The sequence below is a fragment of the Lacinutrix algicola genome (genome assembly GCF_001418085.1).
GTDB lineage: Bacteria > Bacteroidota > Bacteroidia > Flavobacteriales > Flavobacteriaceae > Lacinutrix > Lacinutrix algicola.
Genome location: NZ_LIQH01000039.1, coordinates 285,512 through 308,187, shown reverse-complemented (window position 1 = coordinate 308,187; position 22,676 = coordinate 285,512). Strand labels below are relative to the sequence as shown.

Annotated in this window: 18 protein-coding genes; 7 read left to right on the top strand and 11 right to left on the bottom strand. The window is 30.0% G+C overall.

The features are described from left to right. Nucleotides 1–14: 14 nt before the first annotated feature. The 9 genes from ASC41_RS12345 to ASC41_RS12305 all read right to left on the bottom strand — a co-directional run bounded on the left by ASC41_RS12345 (nt 15) and on the right by ASC41_RS12305 (nt 11,797). Nucleotides 15–800: an RNA-dependent RNA polymerase family protein gene (locus ASC41_RS12345; RefSeq protein WP_055436953.1), complete on the bottom strand. Its 786-nt coding sequence runs from the start codon at nt 798–800 to the stop codon at nt 15–17. A gap of 2 nt (nt 801–802) precedes the next feature. After that, nucleotides 803–2,011 carry a restriction endonuclease subunit S gene (locus ASC41_RS12340; protein ID WP_055436952.1) on the bottom strand — a complete coding sequence of 403 codons (1,209 nt, stop codon included), beginning with the start codon at nt 2,009–2,011 and terminating at the stop codon, nt 803–805. Next, on the bottom strand, nt 2,004–3,632 hold the full coding sequence (locus tag ASC41_RS12335) for an HsdM family class I SAM-dependent methyltransferase (protein WP_055436951.1): 1,629 nt from the start codon (nt 3,630–3,632) through the stop codon (nt 2,004–2,006). Before ASC41_RS12335 ends, ASC41_RS12340 begins: the two co-directional genes overlap by 8 nt. Nucleotides 3,633–3,640: 8 nt before the next feature. Beyond that, entirely contained in the window at nt 3,641–6,709 is a 3,069-nt protein-coding gene (locus ASC41_RS12330; RefSeq protein ID WP_055436950.1) for a type I restriction endonuclease subunit R, read from the bottom strand. A gap of 691 nt (nt 6,710–7,400) precedes the next feature. Next, nucleotides 7,401–8,591: a primase-helicase family protein gene (locus ASC41_RS12325; protein WP_055436949.1), complete on the bottom strand. Its 1,191-nt coding sequence runs from the start codon at nt 8,589–8,591 to the stop codon at nt 7,401–7,403. Between the two features lie 2 nt (nt 8,592–8,593). Continuing rightward, nucleotides 8,594–8,926, bottom strand: a complete 333-nt coding sequence (locus tag ASC41_RS12320; protein ID WP_055436948.1) for a hypothetical protein — start codon at nt 8,924–8,926, stop codon at nt 8,594–8,596. Further along, nucleotides 8,926–9,219 (bottom strand): helix-turn-helix domain-containing protein, encoded by a 294-nt coding sequence (locus ASC41_RS12315; protein ID WP_055436947.1) that lies wholly within the window; start codon nt 9,217–9,219, stop codon nt 8,926–8,928. Before ASC41_RS12315 ends, ASC41_RS12320 begins: the two co-directional genes overlap by 1 nt. Nucleotides 9,220–9,412: 193 nt before the next feature. After that, a complete protein-coding gene (locus ASC41_RS12310; RefSeq protein WP_055436946.1) occupies nt 9,413–10,549 on the bottom strand; it encodes a hypothetical protein in 1,137 nt (378 codons plus the stop codon). Between the two features lie 3 nt (nt 10,550–10,552). Continuing rightward, nucleotides 10,553–11,797: a tyrosine-type recombinase/integrase gene (locus ASC41_RS12305; RefSeq protein WP_055436945.1), complete on the bottom strand. Its 1,245-nt coding sequence runs from the start codon at nt 11,795–11,797 to the stop codon at nt 10,553–10,555. Nucleotides 11,798–12,186: 389 nt separating this feature from the next. On the opposite strand from ASC41_RS12305, the gene ASC41_RS12300 reads away from it, so the two are divergent. After that, nucleotides 12,187–13,326 carry a site-specific integrase gene (locus ASC41_RS12300; RefSeq protein WP_083477203.1) on the top strand — a complete coding sequence of 380 codons (1,140 nt, stop codon included), beginning with the start codon at nt 12,187–12,189 and terminating at the stop codon, nt 13,324–13,326. A gap of 194 nt (nt 13,327–13,520) precedes the next feature. Here ASC41_RS12300 and ASC41_RS12295 read toward each other — a convergent pair whose 3' ends face one another. Together ASC41_RS12295 and galE are read right to left on the bottom strand one after the other, a co-directional pair. Continuing rightward, nucleotides 13,521–14,516, bottom strand: coding sequence for a LacI family DNA-binding transcriptional regulator (locus tag ASC41_RS12295; protein WP_055436944.1), 996 nt, complete (start codon nt 14,514–14,516; stop codon nt 13,521–13,523). A 6-nt stretch (nt 14,517–14,522) separates the two neighbouring features. After that, nucleotides 14,523–15,554 (bottom strand): UDP-glucose 4-epimerase GalE, encoded by a 1,032-nt coding sequence (gene galE, locus ASC41_RS12290; protein ID WP_055437079.1) that lies wholly within the window; start codon nt 15,552–15,554, stop codon nt 14,523–14,525. A 200-nt stretch (nt 15,555–15,754) separates the two neighbouring features. Here galE and ASC41_RS12285 point away from each other — a divergent pair, with 200 nt between their 5' ends. From ASC41_RS12285 to ASC41_RS12260, 6 genes are read left to right on the top strand one after another with little or no spacing between them, the layout of a single operon-like run. After that, nucleotides 15,755–16,753 carry a GntR family transcriptional regulator gene (locus tag ASC41_RS12285; RefSeq protein ID WP_055436943.1) on the top strand — a complete coding sequence of 333 codons (999 nt, stop codon included), beginning with the start codon at nt 15,755–15,757 and terminating at the stop codon, nt 16,751–16,753. A 55-nt stretch (nt 16,754–16,808) separates the two neighbouring features. Continuing rightward, nucleotides 16,809–17,660 (top strand): aldose 1-epimerase, encoded by an 852-nt coding sequence (locus tag ASC41_RS12280; RefSeq protein WP_055436942.1) that lies wholly within the window; start codon nt 16,809–16,811, stop codon nt 17,658–17,660. 28 nt (nt 17,661–17,688) lie between these two features. Further along, entirely contained in the window at nt 17,689–19,308 is a 1,620-nt protein-coding gene (locus tag ASC41_RS12275; protein WP_055436941.1) for a solute:sodium symporter family transporter, read from the top strand. Beyond that, nucleotides 19,308–20,468: a galactokinase gene (galK, locus tag ASC41_RS12270; protein ID WP_055436940.1), complete on the top strand. Its 1,161-nt coding sequence runs from the start codon at nt 19,308–19,310 to the stop codon at nt 20,466–20,468. Before ASC41_RS12275 ends, galK begins: the two co-directional genes overlap by 1 nt. A gap of 1 nt (nt 20,469) precedes the next feature. Beyond that, nucleotides 20,470–21,489, top strand: coding sequence for a UDP-glucose--hexose-1-phosphate uridylyltransferase (locus tag ASC41_RS12265; protein WP_055437078.1), 1,020 nt, complete (start codon nt 20,470–20,472; stop codon nt 21,487–21,489). 16 nt (nt 21,490–21,505) lie between these two features. Continuing rightward, entirely contained in the window at nt 21,506–22,609 is a 1,104-nt protein-coding gene (locus ASC41_RS12260; RefSeq protein WP_055436939.1) for a formylglycine-generating enzyme family protein, read from the top strand. Nucleotides 22,610–22,676: the final 67 nt, after the last annotated feature.

The window sequence follows — 22,676 nt, the reverse complement described above, 5'->3', positions numbered from 1 at the left end:
TCCACCACAATTAATTATTTTTTTAACTCTCCATTTTCAATTGTCCAACCGTTACCATTAATATCCATAATATTCCCACATCCACTTTCAATAAAAAAGATATCCTTTAAATTAACTAAATCTGTTTTCTTTATTTTTCGATGTATTAACTTCTTTTGTCTTAAAGACAATATTACCAATTGAATATTTTTATCGTCTCCATTCCAATACGAACCAAAATCATTAAATGATTTATATAATTTATTTAAAACACCAGTATTAATTTCATTCCATAATGTACCTCTAGCATCACCTTTCTGAGTATTGTTCAACAAAAGAATAAATGCTCCATTTTGCTTTTCACGCATTAATTTCAATACATCTTTTGCAATGTTTTTGTCTTTAGTATTCTTATGTTTAAACTCTATATTTAGTAACCGATTAAAGCCGTTATCTCCACTATCAAACACGCACATATCTATAGATGCAGATCTTATATGTTTGTCTCGGTTTTGTTTAATTTCCTCATAACTTTTACCAAATTTATATTTTTCTTGAGTTGGAGTTTCTATAGAGTAAAATAAATCAGGATGCGTAATCTTAAACTCTTCAATAAATAATTGTCGAAGTTCCTGCTCAGAAATTCTATCTACTTGATTAAGTTCTTTTCCTTGAATTTTCAATGGAAAAATAAGCTGTCTATTTAAATCTAAAGAGATATTTTTATTAACTATTCTTTTATCATCAAACTTCTCATAAGTCATTATAGACAATCGCTCTAAAACCTTTTTACATATTTTAATTACATCGACTTCTTTCATATCTAACTATTATACGTTTCTCCTTCCTCCGCAACCATACCCAAAGTATCATTAGTATTTACATCATGAGATTGCTTCGTGCCTCGCAATGACGCAACACTAACCTGCCCATTCATTAACATAGGTAATAACCAATCGCGAAGCTCTGAGAGTTTTTGGTTTTCTTTTTTATTGATTTCTATTTTATCTAAACCTGATCTAGTACATAAATCATATTTTTTTATGAAATGATTTGGTGGTGAAACTAATTTCAACTTTGAAACTTGTGGCACTGTTAGTTGTTGTTGTACAGAACCAGAATTTTCAAAAACTAAATTTTTTATAGATTCAAATAAGAATGCAATTTCATTAGCCTTATTAGGAGAAACTGAAATAAGCCTGATTATAGGAACAAAAGGAGTTTTTCTTAAAACACAATAACCAATTGTACCTCTGGCAGAAATAGTTATACTTTCCTTATTGATTTTAGCAGCGTTTGTATAACCATATAGACCTTCATTAGTAATACCATTTGAATATATGGGAATCGTATTTTCTTTTGTTTGTTCTTTAGTGAATGACTTTGGTTTATCTCCTCCTGCTTTTAATTCAGATATTTCAGAAAGCTCTTTTACCTCCCAACCCTCAGGAATCTCACGTTTCAAAGCTTCATTAAAAACCATTTTACCACCAGACGATTTATAAGGTTTACCATTAGCATCTGGAAAATCAAACTGTACAAACCAATAATCGTAAAGCGTTTTTGCCATCGCTTCTAATTCTTGGTTTATTTTGTTGTTCACTTCTATTTTAGCATCTAAATCGGAAAGGACTTTAGCTATTTGTTTTTGGGCTTGAAGGTTAGTAGGAATTTTAACGTCAATACTATTTAAAATACCTTGTGTAAGTAGTGGCTGACTTGAACCTATTTGTTTTTTGTTTAAATTTAATTCTCCAAATAAATAGTAATTAAAATCAAGCACTTGATTCTCTTTAGGAATACCAGCAATTGCATTATCCGAAACCCAACATTTACCCTTGGCAACATGAATACTTCCGCAATATGCCCCAACACGCCCAATTATCAATGTATCTTCATAATTCCATTGATTACAATATCCAAGAATACCATTTCCGCCATAAATTGGATATTTACCAAGTATCTTTGGTGCAATTCTACCATTCTTAAACTCAATTAAGGAACTAAGGTTTCTCAAATCTATCTTAATCATACCTCAACCCTTTCAAATTATTCTGAATTTCTTTTTCCAAACTTTTAGATTCGGCAAACAAGCTTTCTAAATTGTTTTCAAATCCATTCATTTTAGTTGCAAACTCTTCGGCAGTAATATCTATATAGTCTATTTTAACTTCAAAATATTGTCCTGCACTTAGACTGTAGTTTTTGGCTTTTATAGCATCGTAAGACACCACAACAGAGAAATCATCTTTCGATTCTTTGGCATTAAAAACCTCTATAATTTGTTGTTCTTCAGCTTCACTTAAAACGGTTTTTTGGTTACCATTACTGTCTTTTTCTTTACTTCCTAAATTAGAAGCATCCACTAATACCACATCTTTGGTATTGGTTTTATCTAAAAACAAAATGCTTACGTTGGTTCCTGTGGTTGCAAATATGTTAGATGGCATAGATACTACACCTGCTAGCATTTTACTTTCTACTAGTTTTTGTCTAATTTTTTTATCTATACCAGATTGTGCGGTTATAAAACCTGTTGGTACCACAATAGCTGCTTTTCCCTTTGCTGTTAAACTATACATGATGTGCTGTATAAATAGCAAGTAAATGGCCATAGAATCTTTCTTGCTTTTAGGAATATTAGGTATGCCTGCAAAAAAGCGTTCTTTATTGGCTTTGCTATCTAAATCTGCGCTGTAATCACTAAAATCTAGCTTAAATGGTGGGTTGGATACTATATAATCAAAATGTTCTAATTGTCCGTTATCTTGTTTGTGATACGGACTTAAAATGGTATTGCCTTGTATAATGTTTTGTATGGAATGTACCAGATTGTTTAAAATTAAATTTAAACGCAGTAATGCCGATGATTTCTGAGAAATATCTTGCGAGTAAATGGTACACTTATCTTCGCCAATGGCGTGGGCAATATTCATTAATAGCGTTCCCGATCCTGCACTAGGGTCATAACAGGTGGCATTGGTTACGTTAGTATCGGTTACCAAACAAGCTGCCATAATTTTTGCAACAGCGTGAGGTGTAAAATACTCAGCGTATTTACCGCCACTATTGGTGTTGTAATCTTTTATTAAATACTCGAAAATAGCTGCGAAAAAATCAAACTTCTGCGTGAATATATGCTCGAAACTAAAACCTACTAATTTATTGACTAAGGCTTTACAAAAGGCATCTTTATTATCGGTTACGTATTTACTTAGGTTTTCGAACAACACTACCTTTTCGCCACCTTGTGTGAGTACCGAGAAAATATCGATATTGTCTTTGGCTACACTTATTAAGGTTTCATCAAAAATATCGGCAAATTGGTCTTTGTTTTGTTGCTCGAATAACCGCGACAATAAATTTTTGGGTGCAATACGCGCGGTGTTTTCGCTAATTTGCATGGTTAGCATTTCTAAATCATCATCAGAATACTTTTTTAAAGCTTCATCAAAATTATCTGCTTTGGCTAAATCTGGTTCTAATTGTTTTAACTCGTAAACGTATTTATCGTTTAAGAATTTATATAGAAAAACTTGGGTTATTATTTTAAATTCGTTTCCGTCATTTCCTAAACCGTAATTGGCACAAACGCTTTTAAGGTCGTCTATGAGTGCTTTGGTTTGGGTTTCAAATTTTGCTGTGCTTGTCATAGTTTATTTTATGCAACGTTACCGTTGTATTCGTTCATGTATTCTTTTACTATAATGCTATTAATACGCCTAACATCGGTAGTATTAATATCTATTTTTTGTTCTTTTTTAAATTGATTGATTACTAAGCGCATCACCATTTTTTCTACATAACTCTCGTTTTCTAAAATTTTAGCGTTTTGCTGAATTTCTGTATCTACAGCTGCTTTTAAACCTTTTAAAGCATCAAACAATTTGCGTTCACTATCGGTTAGCGGATCTTTTTCCATTAATCGTTTATGGATGCGTGCATATTTAGCATCGTAATCGTATTTCGCTTTTAGTAACTGATTTTCACGTTCTAATTTTTTAGCTTTATCATAAATGGCATTTAAGGCTTTTATATTGGCTTCCATTTCTTCCTTAGTAACTTCACTTAAATTTTTCTTTTTAAACAAACGTTCTAATTCCTCTTTAAGCGATACAAAACTCGGATCTTTCTGGTCGAAATTTCCTGCCAACATTTCGCGAGTTTTTCCCAACGTATTTTTCAGTTCATCTGCCAATACCATTTCTTCTTCCTTCACTTTAGTAAAAGCGAAAATAACATCTTCTAAGGCAGTGTTTAAAATGTTTTCGGTATCTACATTATTTTCTAATGCTATTCTGGTATTTATTAATGCTAATCTATCGTTCGTTAATCGTGCTAAAACAGAAAGTGCTCTAAAGTCTAATTTTTCTAGTAATTCAAAATTACCAGATAAACGGATTAGATTATATAACTCTTTAGAATTGTTTAAAGCTTTTGCTATTTGACGTATTTCTGTACGATCGTTAATTTCAGAAATTTGATCCCCAAAAACAGTAGCATTTTCTGTATTGAATTTAAAAAGGATATCTTTTATTTCTTCAATTTCCTGTTTTATTTCCTCTGGCTTTTTAAATAGATTTGAGTAATGTTGCATCTCATCACCTAATTCACTTTGCAACTCGTTAAAATAATCTTGATTGGTTTTATCAAACTCTTTTTGAATATCAGCAAAATCAACCACATAACCATATTTATGTGTTTTGTATGTTCGATTTACACGTGTAAGCGTTTGTAATAAATTATGCGATTTAATTTTCCTGCCTATGTAAAGTTTCTTTAAACGTTTGGCATCAAAACCAGTAAGTAACATATTATACACAAATAGTAAATCGAGTTTTCCTGCTTTAAAATCGGATACCCAATCTCTTCGGTCTTGCTTGGTGCCAATATCATGTAAAATAACTTGTGCAGTATTTACTTTACTTTCCTCCTTTTTCTTGTTGCCATAACTTGTAGGTTCTTCTGCAGCATGATTGAATAAAGAAGCTGATTTGTCTGCGTAAGTTTCTTGAAAAATGTCATACATCATTTTAGCTTGATCCGATGAATCGCAAACTACCATACCACCAATGCTATTATCTCCCATAGAAATTCTAGCCTGTTCCATATCTTTTACAATATAATCTAGCATAGGTTCTACAAAACGATGATCGGCAAAGAGTTTTTTCTTATCAATATTACCTTGTAATACTTTAATGTTTTCTAAAGCTTCTTGTAATACCAACTTATAATTGGTTTCTATTTCTTCACGGATTAAACGCAAAGTATAGCCGTCTTTAATAGATAGGTTGTAGTAGTATTTATGAATGTAATCGCCAAATAAGGTTTTAGAATTATATTCTGAACCCAACAATGGTGTTCCTGTTAATCCTATTTTAATGGAATGTTTATCGGCTAAATGTAAATTTGCTAAAAATTTACCTGTAGGCTTATAACTACGGTGTACTTCATCTAAAAAGAAAACACGTTGTATGCTTAAATTGTAATCGTTATTTTTTATAACATCGGGATCGTCTTTAAACTTTTGGATATTAACAACGGTTATTTCTGCTTGCCCAGAATTGTTATGTATTACCTGAGTCGATTTAATATCTCTACTAAAAGCATCTCTACTATCTATCGTGTGTACTTTTAAACCACGTGCATTAAACTCTTTTGCCGCCTGTACTAACAAATCTATGCGATCAACAATAAAGTAGAACTTAGGTATGATGGTTTTCTGCTGAAAGTAATGTGTTAGATGCTTGACATTAAAAAACGCTAAGGCAGTTTTACCAGAACCTTGCGTATGCCAAATGATTCCTTTTTTAATACCGTTTTCCAACTTGTTTTCTATCGCTTTGGTAGCAAATAGTTGTGGATAACGCATAATGTGTTTTTCTAAGCCTTTTTCTTCCTCTACGTAAGCAAAAGCATATCGTAAAATGAATTTTAAACGGTCCCGTTGAAATAAAGATGTAGAAATAGAATTAGTTGCTGTGCTTGGGTTTTTATTGGATTGATATTCCTGTGAGTTTTTTATACTTAAAAGATTGGTGTCTTTTAAAACAAAGGTTTCATCCTCTTCTGATAAAGGTTTTAATATCGTATTTAAATCGAAGGTTTCTTCTTCTCTAAAATAATTGAATATTGGTTTTCTATAATTTGTTGTGCTGTAGAATGCACCTTCTAGCATTTGTGTATCATCCTCACTATACTTCATGTTGTTAGAAAACACCATGAGTTGTGTTAGGTTGACGAATTTTCGGAACTTCTTATTCTGAAAACGGCGTTGCATTCTATTATGTTCATCACGAACACCATTTCTATTATTTGGTTTTTTAACTTCAATAAAAACCAAAGGCATCCCATTAATTAAAAGAATGATATCTGGCCTAAAGGTTTCGTCATCCTTTTTATATGGTAATTCTGTAACTACATGGAATGAGTTGTTATCGAAATTTTCAAAATCTATAAGCTTAACACCTGACTGATCTATGAGTTTGTTATAAAAAGCACGTCCTAAATCTTCATTCTCTAAAGAAATAGAAATGTCGTCATATGTTTTTTGAATATCCTTTTCTGATAACTTAGGATTTATTTTTTGAATTTGCTCCTTAAAAATTGAACTAAAAATATTGGTGTTTTCATCCCAAACACTATTTTTCAATGATAGGTAGGTGTAACCTAGTTGAATTAAGTGTAATATAGAAGGTATTTTAACTCTTGAGTCTTCGTTGAAAATCATAGATAATCATTCGTTTAAAGCTATTATTGTTAGATATAATAATTTTAAATTTTTGTAAACGTTAATAAGGGAAGTCTAAAATAGTAATCTTTTTTATTGCAGACTTACGGTTAGCCTCATTTGTTGATTTTTTTTTTTTAAAACCAATATTCATGAAATAAACATCAGCAATCTGGTTTTTAAAAGACAATAAGTTAAATAAGAAATAACTAGTAGCATTTTATAAGCTTTATAATATAGAACAATTACTGTTGTTGCTTGTTGTTGGATATATGTGCAAAACAATGTTGATTATTTACAAACTCATAAAAATAAACACCTTACGTAAACAATTGAGAAACCTGCTGTCAACAATCACCTATTTAGCGTTGTTGCTTTGTTGTTGCCTGTTGCTTTGTTCTTATTGAAAATATAAATTAAAGTTGATTAAATTAATACTTACCAATATTTAGGAACTTACTGTTTCTCTGTTGCCAATTGATGATATAAAACTCCTATAACATAAATTTACGTTGCAGCGTTGAGAATAAGTACAAAGCATTGTAAACAACAGTAAATAGCGAACAACAACAAATCAACAACCGTTCAACACGGTGCTTTTTTACCTTGTTGAACGATTGTTGATTTACTGTTGCGTCAAATTAATGAAGCTTTAAAAGGGATTAGTAAAGAAAATACACAGAACAACGGCCTAATCAAAGTTTTCTTTTTTAAACTCATAATACCTTCCTCTTAAAGTTGTCTCTTCTATAAATGATTTTTCTCCATTCGAAAATGGTATTGCAGATATATTATAACGCTGATAAGAAGAGTTGAACTGTACTAAGCCAAATTTAGATGTTAAAACTTCGACTACTTTAAAAGATGAAACTCTAATATTATTATTTTTAAGTAATTCTACTAAATCTGAAGCAGTATAACATATCGTTTCTTTTTCGAATCTAAAAAAATCATTATTAACTATTTCTATAATTTCCTTTTCAAGACTCGTTTTATTTCCTTTAACCAATTTTGTAAGTGCAGGTGTATAAATCTCTTCTTTAGAAAACCACATTCTACTTTTTTTAGGTGTTGTTATTTTCCTACTATTTAAATGATTAAGAAAATATGGAATTTCTTTTTCTAGCTCCACTAATAACTCTGTATTTTCATCTCCAGGATTAAAAGAAGGCACTTGCCTAACCCAATACCTTATTTCTTTTTCGTCTATTATAATAAAATCTTTTTCATGATTAGAACATAAAATAAACTTTCCGAAAAATGGTGTCTCAACTTTATCCTTGCCTTTATATTCCATTTTAAAAGTTCTAGAGGTCGATAGATTTTTAATTCTTTCACTATCTTCTCTCCTATCTAAAAAGGCTTCATCTATTGCAATAATCAGCTTGGTAGCCCAATCACCATTAAATTGACTCCTAAAGTCCTCATTTTTATTAATTGTCATGTTTTTTTGAAAAATTAACTTTAACCAATTTAAAAATGTTGTCTTACCTGTATTTCTATCATCACTTACCAAACACAAAATTGGTAGAATTTGTGTTGGTTGTTGCCATAGTATGGTTAAAAAATCTAAACCAATTTTATATTGTTCGCCAAATATGTGTTTTAAAAATGATTCCGTTTTACTGAATGATCCTTCTCTTATCTCGTGACTAATTTCATGATACTCGTTGTAAAAACCTTTAATTTCCTTTTCAAAATTAGTATTACTAGGTATTGTGGCAAAACCTTTGTATTTATTGATTTTAGCAATATAATCCTTACCATAATCTGTTATAATTTCTCCTTTAGTCCACTTTACCAAAGTATTCATTGCATCACCACTTAAAAGAGGTTTATCTACAACTCTATAATAATCTGTACCAACTCTTAAATATTCCATAATTAGTTGGTTTTAGATATTAGTAGATTAAACTTTGCTCTAAATGGATCATTAGTCTTAACAAAATCGAACGTTATATTATAACCTGTGATCGTTGGATCAAGCTTATATAGTCTATCCATTTCATTTTGAATAACTAAATAATTAAATCGAACTTCTGTTTTTGAAACCTTGGAAATTAGATCTACTTTATCATCTAACCAATTAAAGAAATCTAGTGAAGTATTATCATAATTAAATTTAGCCCTAAGGCAATCAACTTGTTTCTTAATTTCTCTTACGTTGCTTTCAATTTCGCAAACAGGAAACTCTATTTTTCTTATAAATGTTCTCATTATCTTCTATATTTTAAAGATTTAACTTCTGATAATGACTTTTCTAAATTCTCTGCATTTATAACTACTCTACGTCCTATTTTATCGGCTTTAATAAAGCCTTTATTAATGTAGTTACGTACAGTTAACTCAGACACATTTAATTGCACTGCAACCTCTTTAACTGTTAGGTTCTTTTTTACTGGTTTTACCAGTTGCTTAAGAGAATTATTTATCTCTTTTAAAGGCTGTTCTAGTGCCTGCTTAATATAGGATCTTAATTCCTCTTCTGATGTAATAACAAATTTATTCATACTTATTATTTGTTAATATTAATAAATACAATTAGCGCTAATTGTCTACTACAAATATTGCACGAACGCTTTGGAGAAAAAAAGTAGTAAATGTTAAAACACCATAAACTATAAAGCGCTACAAAACAAGTGTTTACGAAGTAATTAATAACAACACTGAAGAGAAATCAGGTAGTAAAACAAAATAATTATTTTATAAAAATGCCTTTTTTATGTTATCAAGCAATAACTCGAAAGAAATCCTGTCTTTTATAGGGTCTTTTTTATAATTTTTATTGTCAGTTTTTTTATCTGCTTCTATTTTAAAACTTCTGAAGTTTTTAGAAAAAAATGAATCTTCTAAAATTAAACCATCTACATAAAATTTTTGCTTTATCCATTTTTTATAATCTTTAGAATTTTTTCTAATACTTATTTTAAAGAAGTCTTTTAAATGGTAAAATAAAAAACCCAACTCGTCCTTACTAAAACTTACACTCTGTATATCAATAGGCTCTAAATTACTCTCCTCCATTAAACTAGCAAAATGACTCCATCCTAGATAGGTCATCTTATTCTTTTTTAAAAAGTCAAAGAAAACTTTTAAGGCTGGATAGTTGTCACCCCAAACAAAAGAATTGAACTGATTTACTGGAATTGGAGCTACTGTTTCATAATAATTTTTTAGTGTCTCATTTTTATTTCTCAAAAAATTTACTTCATACTCTAGTTCAAATAACTGATCACTCTTTAGCCCAATCTCCTTATCTTTTCTACTAGTTTCCTTATAGAATTCTTTTATTTCAGTATCCAGCTCTTTAATAAAACCCACGTTTTTTTTTATATACTCTTTTGAATTCAAAAGCTTTTCGTTAAAATCAAGCAAAACTCCAATTTCAAAATTTTTAAATTCTGGTAATCTTTCAGATTTATCTATTACTGTTGTGTTAACTTCATCTATTAATTTTTCAAAAAATAAAAAACGTAGTTCGTGAGTTTTAAATAATTTGTAATCTATTTTAAAAAGAATTATTTTATCTTCAAATGTCGGAGCAGAAACAATTAAATCAAATAATGACATAGCTGTATCTAATTGAGTAGATGTCTTAAATATGGTGTTCTGTATAAAACAATTGGCAATATATTTATCATACAAGATAAAATCAGATTGAAAATTATTTATATAATTCTTCCTAACTTCAAAGAATAACTTAATAAACTCAATTTTGTCATCTTTAAATAATTCTTTTGCAAAAACAGACTTTCCCCATATCTTTAATTCTTGATCAACTTCAGCTATAACTTCATCTTCTGCTTCAGTAATGATCCTGTATTTTTCTGATATTTCCATAACCTAATTCCAAACATTTTTCATAAAATCCTTTTTATCTGTATCATGAGGTTTATAATATTTATTAAAAACCTCTAAACTTTTATGCCCAGTAAATGACATGATTACTTTATCGGGTATTTTTTTATTTTTCATTATGGTTATAAAACTTCTTCGGGCTGTATGTGATGACATTCTTTTATAAAATGGCATCATTACTTCCGTTACTTCGTTTCCTATTTTAGATATCTTTTTTACTTCATCTGTATAACCACATTCTTGGAAAACTTCTTTTATATAATCATTAAATTTTTGTTCAGAAATAACAGGTAAATTGTAATCGTACTTTATTAAGACACCTTTTGAAATACTATTTAATGGAATCTCAAGAACTTTATCTTTGTTTTTCTTATCCATTACTTTTATCATATCATTTTGCACATCGTTTTTACATACTTTAGAATAATTACTATAACGCATACCTGTAGAACAACCAAAAACGAATAAATCCCTTACCCTTTCTAACCTTGGCTTATTTTGTAAATCTTTAGCATAAATTTCTTGTACCTGATCATAATTTAATGCGATTTCATCTGTTTCAAATGCTTTAGGAGATTTAAAACCTTTAAAATCCTCATTGTAAGTATGGTTTTTTATTAGAGCCCAATTTAAAAACGTTTTTAGAAGTCCTATATTTCTTTTCAAAGTATTTGCAGAGTGTTTTTTAGTCTGTACACAATAATTAATATAAGAGTTATAGAACTCATCGTTTATTCTACTAAAGTGTAAATCTTTATTTTGTTGGTTCTGATAATCTACTAGTAAAGTCTTATTATATTCATATCTTTTTATTGTAGACAGAGAATTTGCTTTATCAGTATGATCTGATTTTTTTGATAACAGAAATAAATCATACACATCAAAAAAACTATTAGAAATAGCTTCTACTTTTTTAAAATGTTGATCGAATTCTTTTTTTGCTCCTTTTATATCAAGCTCCAAGTTAGAATTTAAATATCTATTTGTTAACTCAGTAAAAAACATAGAATATCTATCTAATTGATTTTTTATTGATCTATGATTATTTGCTTGACTTGTTCTTCCATTTATATTATTAGGAAGTCTGTTTTTAAAATCCCATTCTGAAGGTACAATACTTTCTCCAGTAGAATAAACAAATTTCTTACCTTCTTTTTTAAAATACGCTGAAAAAAATATTAAAGTAGGTTCTAATGATTTTGGTTTTCTTAAATTAAATGTAAATCTCATATGCTGACAGTTTAGCTGACAGTAAAGATATAATTAATTATGTTTATCGAGTATAAAAGGGATATAAAACACTCTAAGTAAAAGATAAACTATTTGATTAATAGGTAACTAAGTATATTTACACATAAAAGGTTCGATAACCTTACTCTCCGCAAGGAATTAATCAAATTCTACCAAAACCCTATAAACACTATGTTTATAGGGTTTTTTAATTTTATTAAATACCATATAATAGCATTTAAACACAAATTAAAAGGGGCTAATTCGGTGTCACTAAATTCTTTAAAAAAAGTTCCACCAATAATTTTAATCAACTGAATATAAGACGATTAACTCATTGTTGAATTTGTTTATTTTACCTATATTTAAGTAAATAAATATATTTCAAGATGCCACTTTCTCTATCTCTTCTATTTTACATCAAAAAAAGCAAAGCCGATTCGCTAGGAAAAACAAACATCTATTTGAGAATAACTCTTGACAAGCGAAGGTCTGAATTTAGTATTCATAGAAAAATCCATATTAACGATTGGAATTCACAAAATCAACTTGCACTTGGGAATTCGATAGAAGCTCGAGAAATCAACAGACAATTAAGTCTAATTAAGAATAAGGTTTATTCAATTCAACAAAATTTTGAACGTGAGAGCAAATTGTATTCGGCTACAAATATTCGTGATGTGCTCTTGGGTAAAGGCAAAACACAAAAGATGGTCTTAGAAATTTTTCAAGATCATAATAATAAAGTAGAAAGTCTAATTGGTAATGGTTTTGCTAAAGGAACTTCAGAACGCTATCGAACATGTAAAAAACACGTTGCTGAATTTATAAGAACGAAATACAAGAAAAAGGATATTCCCGTCCAAGATGTAAATCATCAGTTCATAACAGGATTAGAATACTATCTTAAAACAACGCGCAAGTGTTCTCATAATTCCGCTGTCAAGTATGTAACCAACTTTAAAAAAATAATACGCATTGCACATGCAAATGATTGGATTGAAAAAGACCCATTTCTTCATTGGAAATCTAAACTTAGAATAGTAGAGAGAGAATTTTTATCTAAAGAAGAAATTCAAAAAATTATGGAACACGAGTTTGTAATGCCTAGACTAGACCAAGTAAAAGATGTTTTCATTTTCTGTTGTTTTACTGGCTTGGCATACGCTGATGTGAAGAAACTTTCTAAAAACGATATTACTACAGGCATTGATGGAGAGCAATGGATAAAAACGAAAAGGTCTAAAACTGATACCAGAAGCAATATACCTATTTTGGCTATACCATTGGAAATACTTGAAAAGTATAAAAAACATCCAAGCAGTTTAAATAGAGGACTATTACTTCCTGTTTTAAGTAATCAAAAAACGAACGCTTATTTAAAAGAGATTGCAGATTTATGTAAAATAAATAAAAACCTTACCTTTCATTTAGCACGGCATACATTTGCTACGACAGTTACCTTAACCAATGGTGTTCCTATAGAATCGGTAAGCAAAATAGATAACTCCTTTCTTTTTTTTATCTGAAAGAACGTTTGTTAATACAAGATTTAAATAGAAAAACTAAAGTTTAAGGCACCAGACCGAATCTTTATTATGGAATATTAAACCATTTTGTAGGTTTTATTGAAAATTTCCTTATACTTATCCTGTTGTAAAATGTTTTCAACTTGTTGTTTAATATTAAATTGAATAAATATTTAGATATTAGTAGTTCTTGTTTACAAAAAACAAGCTGCAATAGTCTTAGTGAAAAAAGTTTTTTTATCCTCTTTCTTTATTCTCTCAAGCGCTAATTTTGCAGCCTCAACTCCAATTTCTTCAGCATTCTGATTTACAACTATTAAAGATGGGTTATAGTCAGCTTGATCTTGGTTACAAAAACCGGCCATAGCAATTTTATTATTCAATGGCTTTGGTTTTAAGTCTCTAATAACATGCATAGCCTGGACAACTGCTTGCTCTGTTACTCCAAAGACACCATCGACACTAATATCGTTTTTAAGAATAGATTTTATTTTTTTCTTTAAATCCTTAGTACTATCCGCTATTACACTAGTACTATTTATATTATGCTCCTTTATAGCATCATTAAAACCATTCGCTCTTAACTTTCCATGTTGCAAACCATCAATAAGGGAAGCCATTATAATATTCTTACATCCTTTTACCTCAATTAAATGTTTAGTCGTAGCATAAGAGGTTTTATAATCATCAATAATTACTCTATCGCAATCTATTCCTTCACAAATTCTATCGAATGTTACAACAGGAATACCTTGATCTAATAACGAGTTTATATGGCTGTAATCATTCTTAATCTCAGCTTCTTTAGATGGACAAATAATAAGACCATCTATGTAACCAGCAGACATGTTTTTAAGACTATTAGACTCTTTTTCTAAAGATTCGTAAGAAATAGAAGTAATTAGTTTATAACCGTTTTTATCCAATTGTTTTTCGATCCCAGATAAAACATTAGCATAAAATGGATTTATTATATTTGGTATTACAAGTCCAATAGTATTAGTATAGCCTTTTCTAAAACTAGCTGCAAAACTATTAGGAATATAATTACATTGTTTAGCAAAATCTCTAACTCGATCTTTAGTAGGTTTACTAATTTCTGAGCTGTCAGACAAAGACTTTGATACTGTAGAAATAGATAAATTTAATGCCTTAGACATTTCCGAAAGTGTTGTTCTTGATTGCATCATAATAGTTTATTTAGTTTCATTTCTAAGATTCTGTTCCCATGTCCATGAAGAGCTAATCATCTCTTCAAGCGCTCTATCTGCAGACCAACCTAACTTTTCTTTAGCCAAATCCGTTGAAGCGTAAAGTTGTGGTACATCTCCATCACGTCTGTCTGTTATTTCATAATTAAGCTTAGATTCTGTTACCTTTTCAAAAGTTTTTATAACATCTAAAACTGAATACCCTAATCCTGTTCCTAAATTAAAATACTCAAGAGCAGTTTCTTGTTCTTTTTTGAGCAAACGTTTTACAGCTAAAACGTGTGCTTTAGCTAAATCTACTACATGAATATAATCTCTAATTGGTGTACCATCTTTTGTAGGATAATCGTTTCCATAAACCATTAACTTATCTCTAACTCCAGCTGCTGTTTGTGTAATATACGGCATCAAATTATTAGGAATCCCATTAGGTAACTCACCAATTTCGCCAGATTCATGAGCTCCAATAGGGTTAAAATAGCGCAATGATATAGCAGAAAAATCTTGACTTGATTTAGTAAAATCATCTAAAATCTCTTCTGCTATTTTTTTAGTATTTCCATAAGGTGAAAATGGACGTTGTGTTTCGTTTTTCTCTGTAATAGGCAATGTATTTGGTGTTCCATATACTGTTGCAGATGAAGAGAAGATAAAATTATTTATATTATTTTCATTCTGAGATTCTAATACATTTAATAAAGAATATAAATTATTCTTATAATACATCAATGGTTTTTCTACAGATTCTCCAACCGCTTTATGTGCTGCAAAATGTATAACTCCTAAAGTATCTTTATGAGCCTCAAAGGCTTTACTTGTAGCTTCTTGATTTTTTAAATCTACCTTAATAAAGGTTGGCTTTACACCTGTGATTTTATGAATTCTAGAAATTGTCTTTTCAGTAGAATTTGATAAATCATCAAAAATCACAACTTCAAAATCATTTTCTATTAATTCAATAACTGTGTGAGAACCTATATATCCACAACCTCCTGTTACAATAATTTTATTTTTCATGTGTCTTTGTTTATTGTTTTTAATGATCATACGTTATTTGCTATTATTCATATTTCCTTATGAAAACCTCATGAACATGCTCATTTTTTAATAAATAGATTATACAATCTATAAAGAATGCTAATTTAATAATTATTTCGAAATAAACATACTAGTACCTACCAGTTTGTGTATTAAAAATTTTATTATATATTTGACCAATGGGAATTGTAACTATCAAAGAAAAGTCAGGTGTACCTAAGTATAAACAAATTGTAGCTTCTATAGAAGAGGCTATATTAAATGGTACCATAAAAAAAGGCGATAAACTACCTTCTTTAAACAGTATTAAAAACCAACACTCTCTTTCTAGAGACACGGTTCTTACAGCATTTAATGAGCTAAAAACTAGAGGGATAGTGCAATCCATTGTTGGTAAAGGATACTATGTAAATAGTGTAGATATTGATGTAAACAAAAAAGTGTTTTTATTGTTTGATGAGTTCAATTCTTTTAAAGAAGATCTTTACAATGCTTTCCTAACTGGTATGGGGAAAAATGTTCAGGTGGATATATTTTTTCATCATTTTAATTATGATGTCTTTAATAAATTAATTAATGATAATGCTGGAGATTATAGCTATTACGTTATTATGCCTGCAAATCTTAAAGAGACGGAAAAAGTAATAGATCGCCTTCCTAAAGATAAAGTTTACATTTTAGACCAAACACATAAGGAATTATTAAAATATCCGTCAATACATCAAAATTTTAAGAAAGATGTCTACCAAGGTCTTGAATCTGGTTTAGATAAAATAAAAAAATATAAAAAGGTAATTCTATTGTATAGTGCCTCTCGCCAACCAAAAGGAATTTTGGACGGATTTAATCTCTTTTGTACTCACCATAATATTAAAAATGAGATTATAGATACTTTAAATGATAGAGTATTATCTGACAAAGAATTATACATCATTTTAGATGATAAAAACCTAATTAGAATAATAAAAGCTATTAAAGAAAAGCAATTAATTTTAGCAAAAGATATTGGCATAATATCTTATAATGATACGCTTTTAAAAGAAATAGTCGAAGGTGGTATTACAACAATTTCAACCAACTTTAATCTTATGGGACAACGTTTGGCGGAAATGGTTTTAAAAAATGAATTTGCGCAAGTCGAAAATCCGAATAGTTTAATCTTAAGAAAATCTTTATAATAATTTGTACACAATAACGCACATAGAAAACAATAATTTAAGTTTTATACAGCTTATGAGCCCAGACAATGCTTCGAAAGCAAGTATTTGCCTTACTCAAGGTGGACGTTTAAGTGCGTTTTTATTTAATAATATTAAATTGCTTGCAGACTATAAACCTTCATCTTATAAAAATAATTACGCCTCTTCTATCCTATTTCCATTTGCAAATCGCATTAAGGATGGCAAGTATAGTTTTAATAATAAAAACTATCAATTAGAGTGTAACGAAGTAGATAAAAATAATGCATTACACGGTTTGGTTTTCAATAAAACTTTTAGTTCTATAAAAAAAGAAATAACTCCTAACCATGCCTCAATTACCATACAATATAAAAACAAAGGATTAAATGAAGGATTCCCCTATAAATTCAACTTACAATTAACTTATACTTTAAATAAAAACGGACTTGATTTAATAGTGAAAATTATAAATGAAGACGAAAAAGCGTTCCCTTTTGCTTTAGGTTGGCATCCCTATTTTTTGAGTTCAGACTTATCTAAAAGTAGTATCAATTTTAAAAGTAAACTGAAATATACTTTTGATGAACAACAAATTATTACCGGTACTAAAGATTTAGATTTTAGCCTACCTTATAATCTTAAAAACACAAAATTAGATGATGGCTATCCTCTTGATTCTAATAAGGTTGAGTTTATTACACCGGAATACAGTTTTAAAATAAAAACGTCTTCAAAAGATACCTTTTTACAAGTTTACACACCGGAAGATACTAATGTTATTGCTATAGAACCTATGACTGGTGCTGCTGATAATTTTAATAATAAAATAGGATTACAGATACTCGAACCAAAAAACAAATATAAAGTTGAATGGAACTTAATTATTGATCCCACAAAAAAATAAAACATAATACTAACTAAACTAACAAATTATGCAATTCTTAACATTTTTTGGATTTACTGTTCTTGTAGCCGTAATATCTTATCTAAAAACTAGAAATACAGACGAAAGCTCCTCTGATGGTTATTTTTTAGGAGGACGAAGCCTAACAGGTATAGTAATAGCAGGCTCGTTACTATTAACTAATTTATCTACAGAGCAAATTATAGGTTTAAACGGTCAGGCATATGAACAAGGAATATTAGTAATGGCATGGGAAACCATAGCCGCAATTACAATGGTAATTATAGCTATGTTCTTGTTACCACGTTATCTAAAAGGAGGAATTACAACAATACCACAGTTTCTTGCAAGCAGATATGATAAAACTACAAAAGCAATTGTTTCTGGGCTTTTCTTATCTGGTTATGTTACCATCTTTTTACCTGTAGTTTTATATACAGGAGCATTGGCAATAAATACAATGTTTGATATCCCTGAAGTATTTGGTATATCCAAAGGTGCATCGTTGTGGTTAACAGTTATTGCTATTGGTGTAATAGGATCTATTTATGCTGTTTTTGGAGGATTAAAAGCAGTTGCAATTTCAGACTCCATTAACGCAGTAGGTTTAATTATTGGTGGTTTAATGATTCCATATTTTGGATTGTGTTATATTGGAGATGGCGATATGTTTCTTGGTATAGATACTTTGGTCAGTGCGCATCCAGAAAAATTCGATTCTACTGGATCGGAAGATTCTTATGTCCCATTAAGTACCCTATTTACTGGTATGTTATTAGTAAATTTATTTTATTGGGGAACTAATCAAGCAATTATACAACGTGCTCTTGGTGCTAAAAATTTAGCCGAAGGACAAAAAGGACTAGTGTATGGTGCTTTTTTAAAAATATTAGGTCCTTTAATTTTAGTACTACCCGGCGTTATTGCTTTTTATATTTTTAACGGAAGCTTAGAAAAACCGGATTTAGCATACGCTGCTTTAGTAGCAGAAGTATTACCTAAACCATTAGTTGGTTTTTTTGCTGCTGTTTTATTTGGAGCCATTTTAAGTTCTTTTAACTCTGCATTAAACAGTTGTGTGACGTTATTTGGTATCGATATTTATAATGAATATATAAATAAAGAAGCTACAGAAAAACAAATAGTAAAGGCAGGTAAAACTTTTGGCATTTTTCTAGCCATATTAGCTATGATGGTAGCGCCTTTTATTGCAAATGCTGGAAGTGTTTTTGAATACTTGCAAGAAATTAATGGTACTTACTCTATTCCAATTTTAACAATAGTTGTTGTTGGTTACACTACAAAATTTGTACCTGCTATAGCTGCGAAAGTTGGTTTATTTTCTGGTGTTATTCTTTATTCTATAAGTCAGTTTTTAATAAAACCTACCTTTAATGTTGTAGAAATGGTTGATGGCGTTGAAATAGTAACAGGAAATACGTACCCACATTTCCTTCATATTATGGCAATTTTATTTGTATTGAATATTATAATAATGCTAATAATTGGTAAAATTTCACCTAGAAAAGAAGAATTTATATTAGAGTATTCAGAAGAAGTTGATATTACACCTTGGAAGTTTTTAAAACCAATGGCCATTGTTATTTGTACAGTTGTTTTAGGAATCTATATATATTTTGCGAAATAATGAATAAGAAATTAGTTAAAGAAGTAAAGCAGAGTTTTAAAGAGCACTTTAGAACAAAACCTCTTATTGTATTTTCACCAGGTAGAATTAATCTTATTGGAGAACATACAGATTATAATGATGGCTTCGCATTTCCTGCTGCAATTAATAAAGGTATAGCACTTGCAATAAGCAAAAGCACATCTAATGTTAGTAGCGTTTATGCATTAAATAAAGAAGAAATTTACGCATTTGATACTACAAAAATTAAACCTTTAGTAGATGGAGGTTGGAGAAATTATGTTATTGGTGTTGTTGCAGAATTACAAATGCTGGGCAAACAAATTGGGAGCTTTGATAGCGTTTTTGCAGGTAATATTCCTGGAGGAGCCGGTATGTCATCTTCTGCTGCCTTAGAAAATAGTTTTGTATATGGATTGAATGATTTGTTTGATTTAGGCTTAACTAAACACCAAATGATTTTAGTATCCCAAAAAGCCGAACACAATTTTGCTGGCGTAAAATGTGGCATCATGGACCAATACGCAAGTATGTTTGGTATTAAAAAAAGTGCATTGCTATTAGATTGCAGAACAGTAGAATCTGAACCTTATAAAATAGATTTTAAAGATTATAAATTAATGCTTATTAATAGTAATGTTAAGCACGATTTATCTGAAAGTGCCTATAATGATAGACGCGAAGTCTGTGAAAGAGTTTCTGAATTATTACATCTTGATGCCTTAAGAGATGCTTCGAAAGAAGATTTAGATAGAATTAAAACAGATATTTCAGAGGAAGACTATCAAAAAGCATTGTACGTGATTAATGAAAATAATCGTGTAAAACAGTTTTCTGAAGCCATAAAAAAAGATGATATAGAAGCTTTAGGAGATTTATTATATCAATCTCATGAAGGTTTAAGTACAAACTACAAAGTAAGCTGTAAAGAATTAGATTTCCTTGTGGACAGAGCCAAAGAAAACACTAATGTTCTTGGTGCTAGAATGATGGGTGGCGGTTTTGGTGGCTGTACTATTAACTTGGTGAAAAAAGACGAGTTCAAAAAATTTAAAAAAGAGGTCGCTAAAAAATTTAGAGCAACATTCGAATATGATTGTTCTGTGTACAGTGTAAAGCTATCAAGAGGAACACAAATTGTTAAAAAAGAAAACAACTAAGATGGATACAAATTTACAAGACTATTCGCATAAGCGATTTAATATACTTACAGGAGAATGGGTTTTAGTTTCTCCACATAGAGCTAAAAGACCTTGGCAAGGACAAAATGAAGATGTGTCCAACGAAAAACGTCCAGCACACGATCCAAGTTGTTACTTATGCGCAGGAAATACTAGAATAAATGGAGAAGAAAATCCAAAATATGAAGACGTATTTGTTTTTACAAACGATTTTGCTGCCTTACAAACAACCTCTCCAAAATTTGCTGTAAACGAAGGCTTATTTAGAGCAGAAAGCGAACAAGGTATCTGTAAAGTTATCTGTTTTAGTCCAGATCACTCTAAGAGTTTAGCAGATATGGCGGTTAAAGACATTGATAAGGTTGTAAAAACTTGGCAAAAAGAATATACCGAGTTAGGGTCTAACGACATGATTAACTATGTTCAGATTTTTGAAAATAAAGGATCTGTAATGGGTTGTAGTAATCCACATCCACATGGTCAAATATGGAGTCAGTCTACATTACCAAATGAAGTTGATAAAAAAGACCAACACCAAAAAGCATATTTTAGTAAAAATAACAGCAGTTTATTAGGCGATTATTTAAAACAAGAATTAGAAGCTAACGAGCGTATTATTTATCAAAACGACCATTTTGTAGTATTAACACCTTTTTGGGCTGTATGGCCTTTTGAAACTATGATTGTTCCAAAAACACAAAAAAGGAATATTGCAGAACTATCTAATGAAGAAAGTTTGGCTTTTGCTGATGCCATTTCTAAAATTACAGTAGCTTACGATAAATTATTTGAATGTTCTTTTCCATATTCTAGTGGTATACACCAATCTCCAACAAATGGAGAAGCAAACAACCATTGGCATTGTCATATGAGTTTTTATCCACCTTTATTAAGAAGCGCAACTGTAAAGAAATTTATGGTAGGTTACGAAATGTTTGGATCGCCTCAAAGAGATATAACAGCAGAACAAGCTGCTAATAGATTAAAAGATTTACTATAATACAAAAACATAAACATTGAAAAAAGCATTAAACCCTTTCTTATTTATTTTCATTCTATTATTAATAGGCTGCAAAGAAGACACTAAAAATATTAAAAAAGAGGAAGTAATAGTTACAACAACTAAAGATGCTGCTCCTACGGAAGCTACAGTTAAAACTCCTGAGGGAATGTTATGGGTGCCAGAAAAAATATTCTTGCAAGGTGGAAAAACTGGTGATCAATATGCAATGCCAAGAGAAAAACCATCTCATAATGTAAAAGTGGATGGTTTTTTTATTGATGTTACGGAAGTAACCAACAAACAATTTAAAGCTTTTGTTGATGCTACAAACTATTTAACTGTTGCAGAGCGTGAAATTGATTGGGAGGAAATGAAAACACAATTACCAGAAAACACTCCAAAACCACATGATTCTATATTACAGCCTGGTAGTCTTATTTTTAATAAAGATGTAAATGCTGTAGTAAACATGCAAAACTATGGGCAATGGTGGACATGGAAAATTGGAGCCAATTGGAAACAGCCACAAGGTCCCGATTCTTCTATAAAAGGACAAGATAATTACCCAGTAGTCCATGTAGCCTACGAAGATGCTCTAGCGTATTGCAAATGGGCAAATAGACGTCTACCTACAGAAGCCGAATGGGAGTCTGCAGCGCAAGGAAAAAACACAGATGCAATTTTTACTTGGGGAAACGACCCACAGTTACTAAATAAAAATGCAAATACTTGGCAAGGTACATTTCCAACTATAAACAATCCTATTGACAGATTTAAATATATATCACCAGTAAAATCTTATGATCCTAATTCGATTGGTTTATATGATATGTCTGGAAATGTTTGGGAAATAACTAGTGATTTTTTCAATACTAATTATTATAAAACCTTAACAGATAATGAAATTTTAGATAACCCTAAAGGAGCTTCAAAAACATATACAGCAACTAATCCTTTTGTTACTGAGTATGTTATTAAAGGCGGTTCTTTTTTATGTAATGCTTCTTATTGTGCAAGTTTTAGAATTTCAGCAAAAATGGGAATGAGTCCAGATTCTGGATCGGACCATATTGGTTTTAGAACTGTGGCTACAGTAGACATGCTATCTCAAAAATAATAGCTCTTTTACTTTTATAGCAATAGCTTAAAATTCTTTTAATTAAAAACACTCAATTCTATAAGTA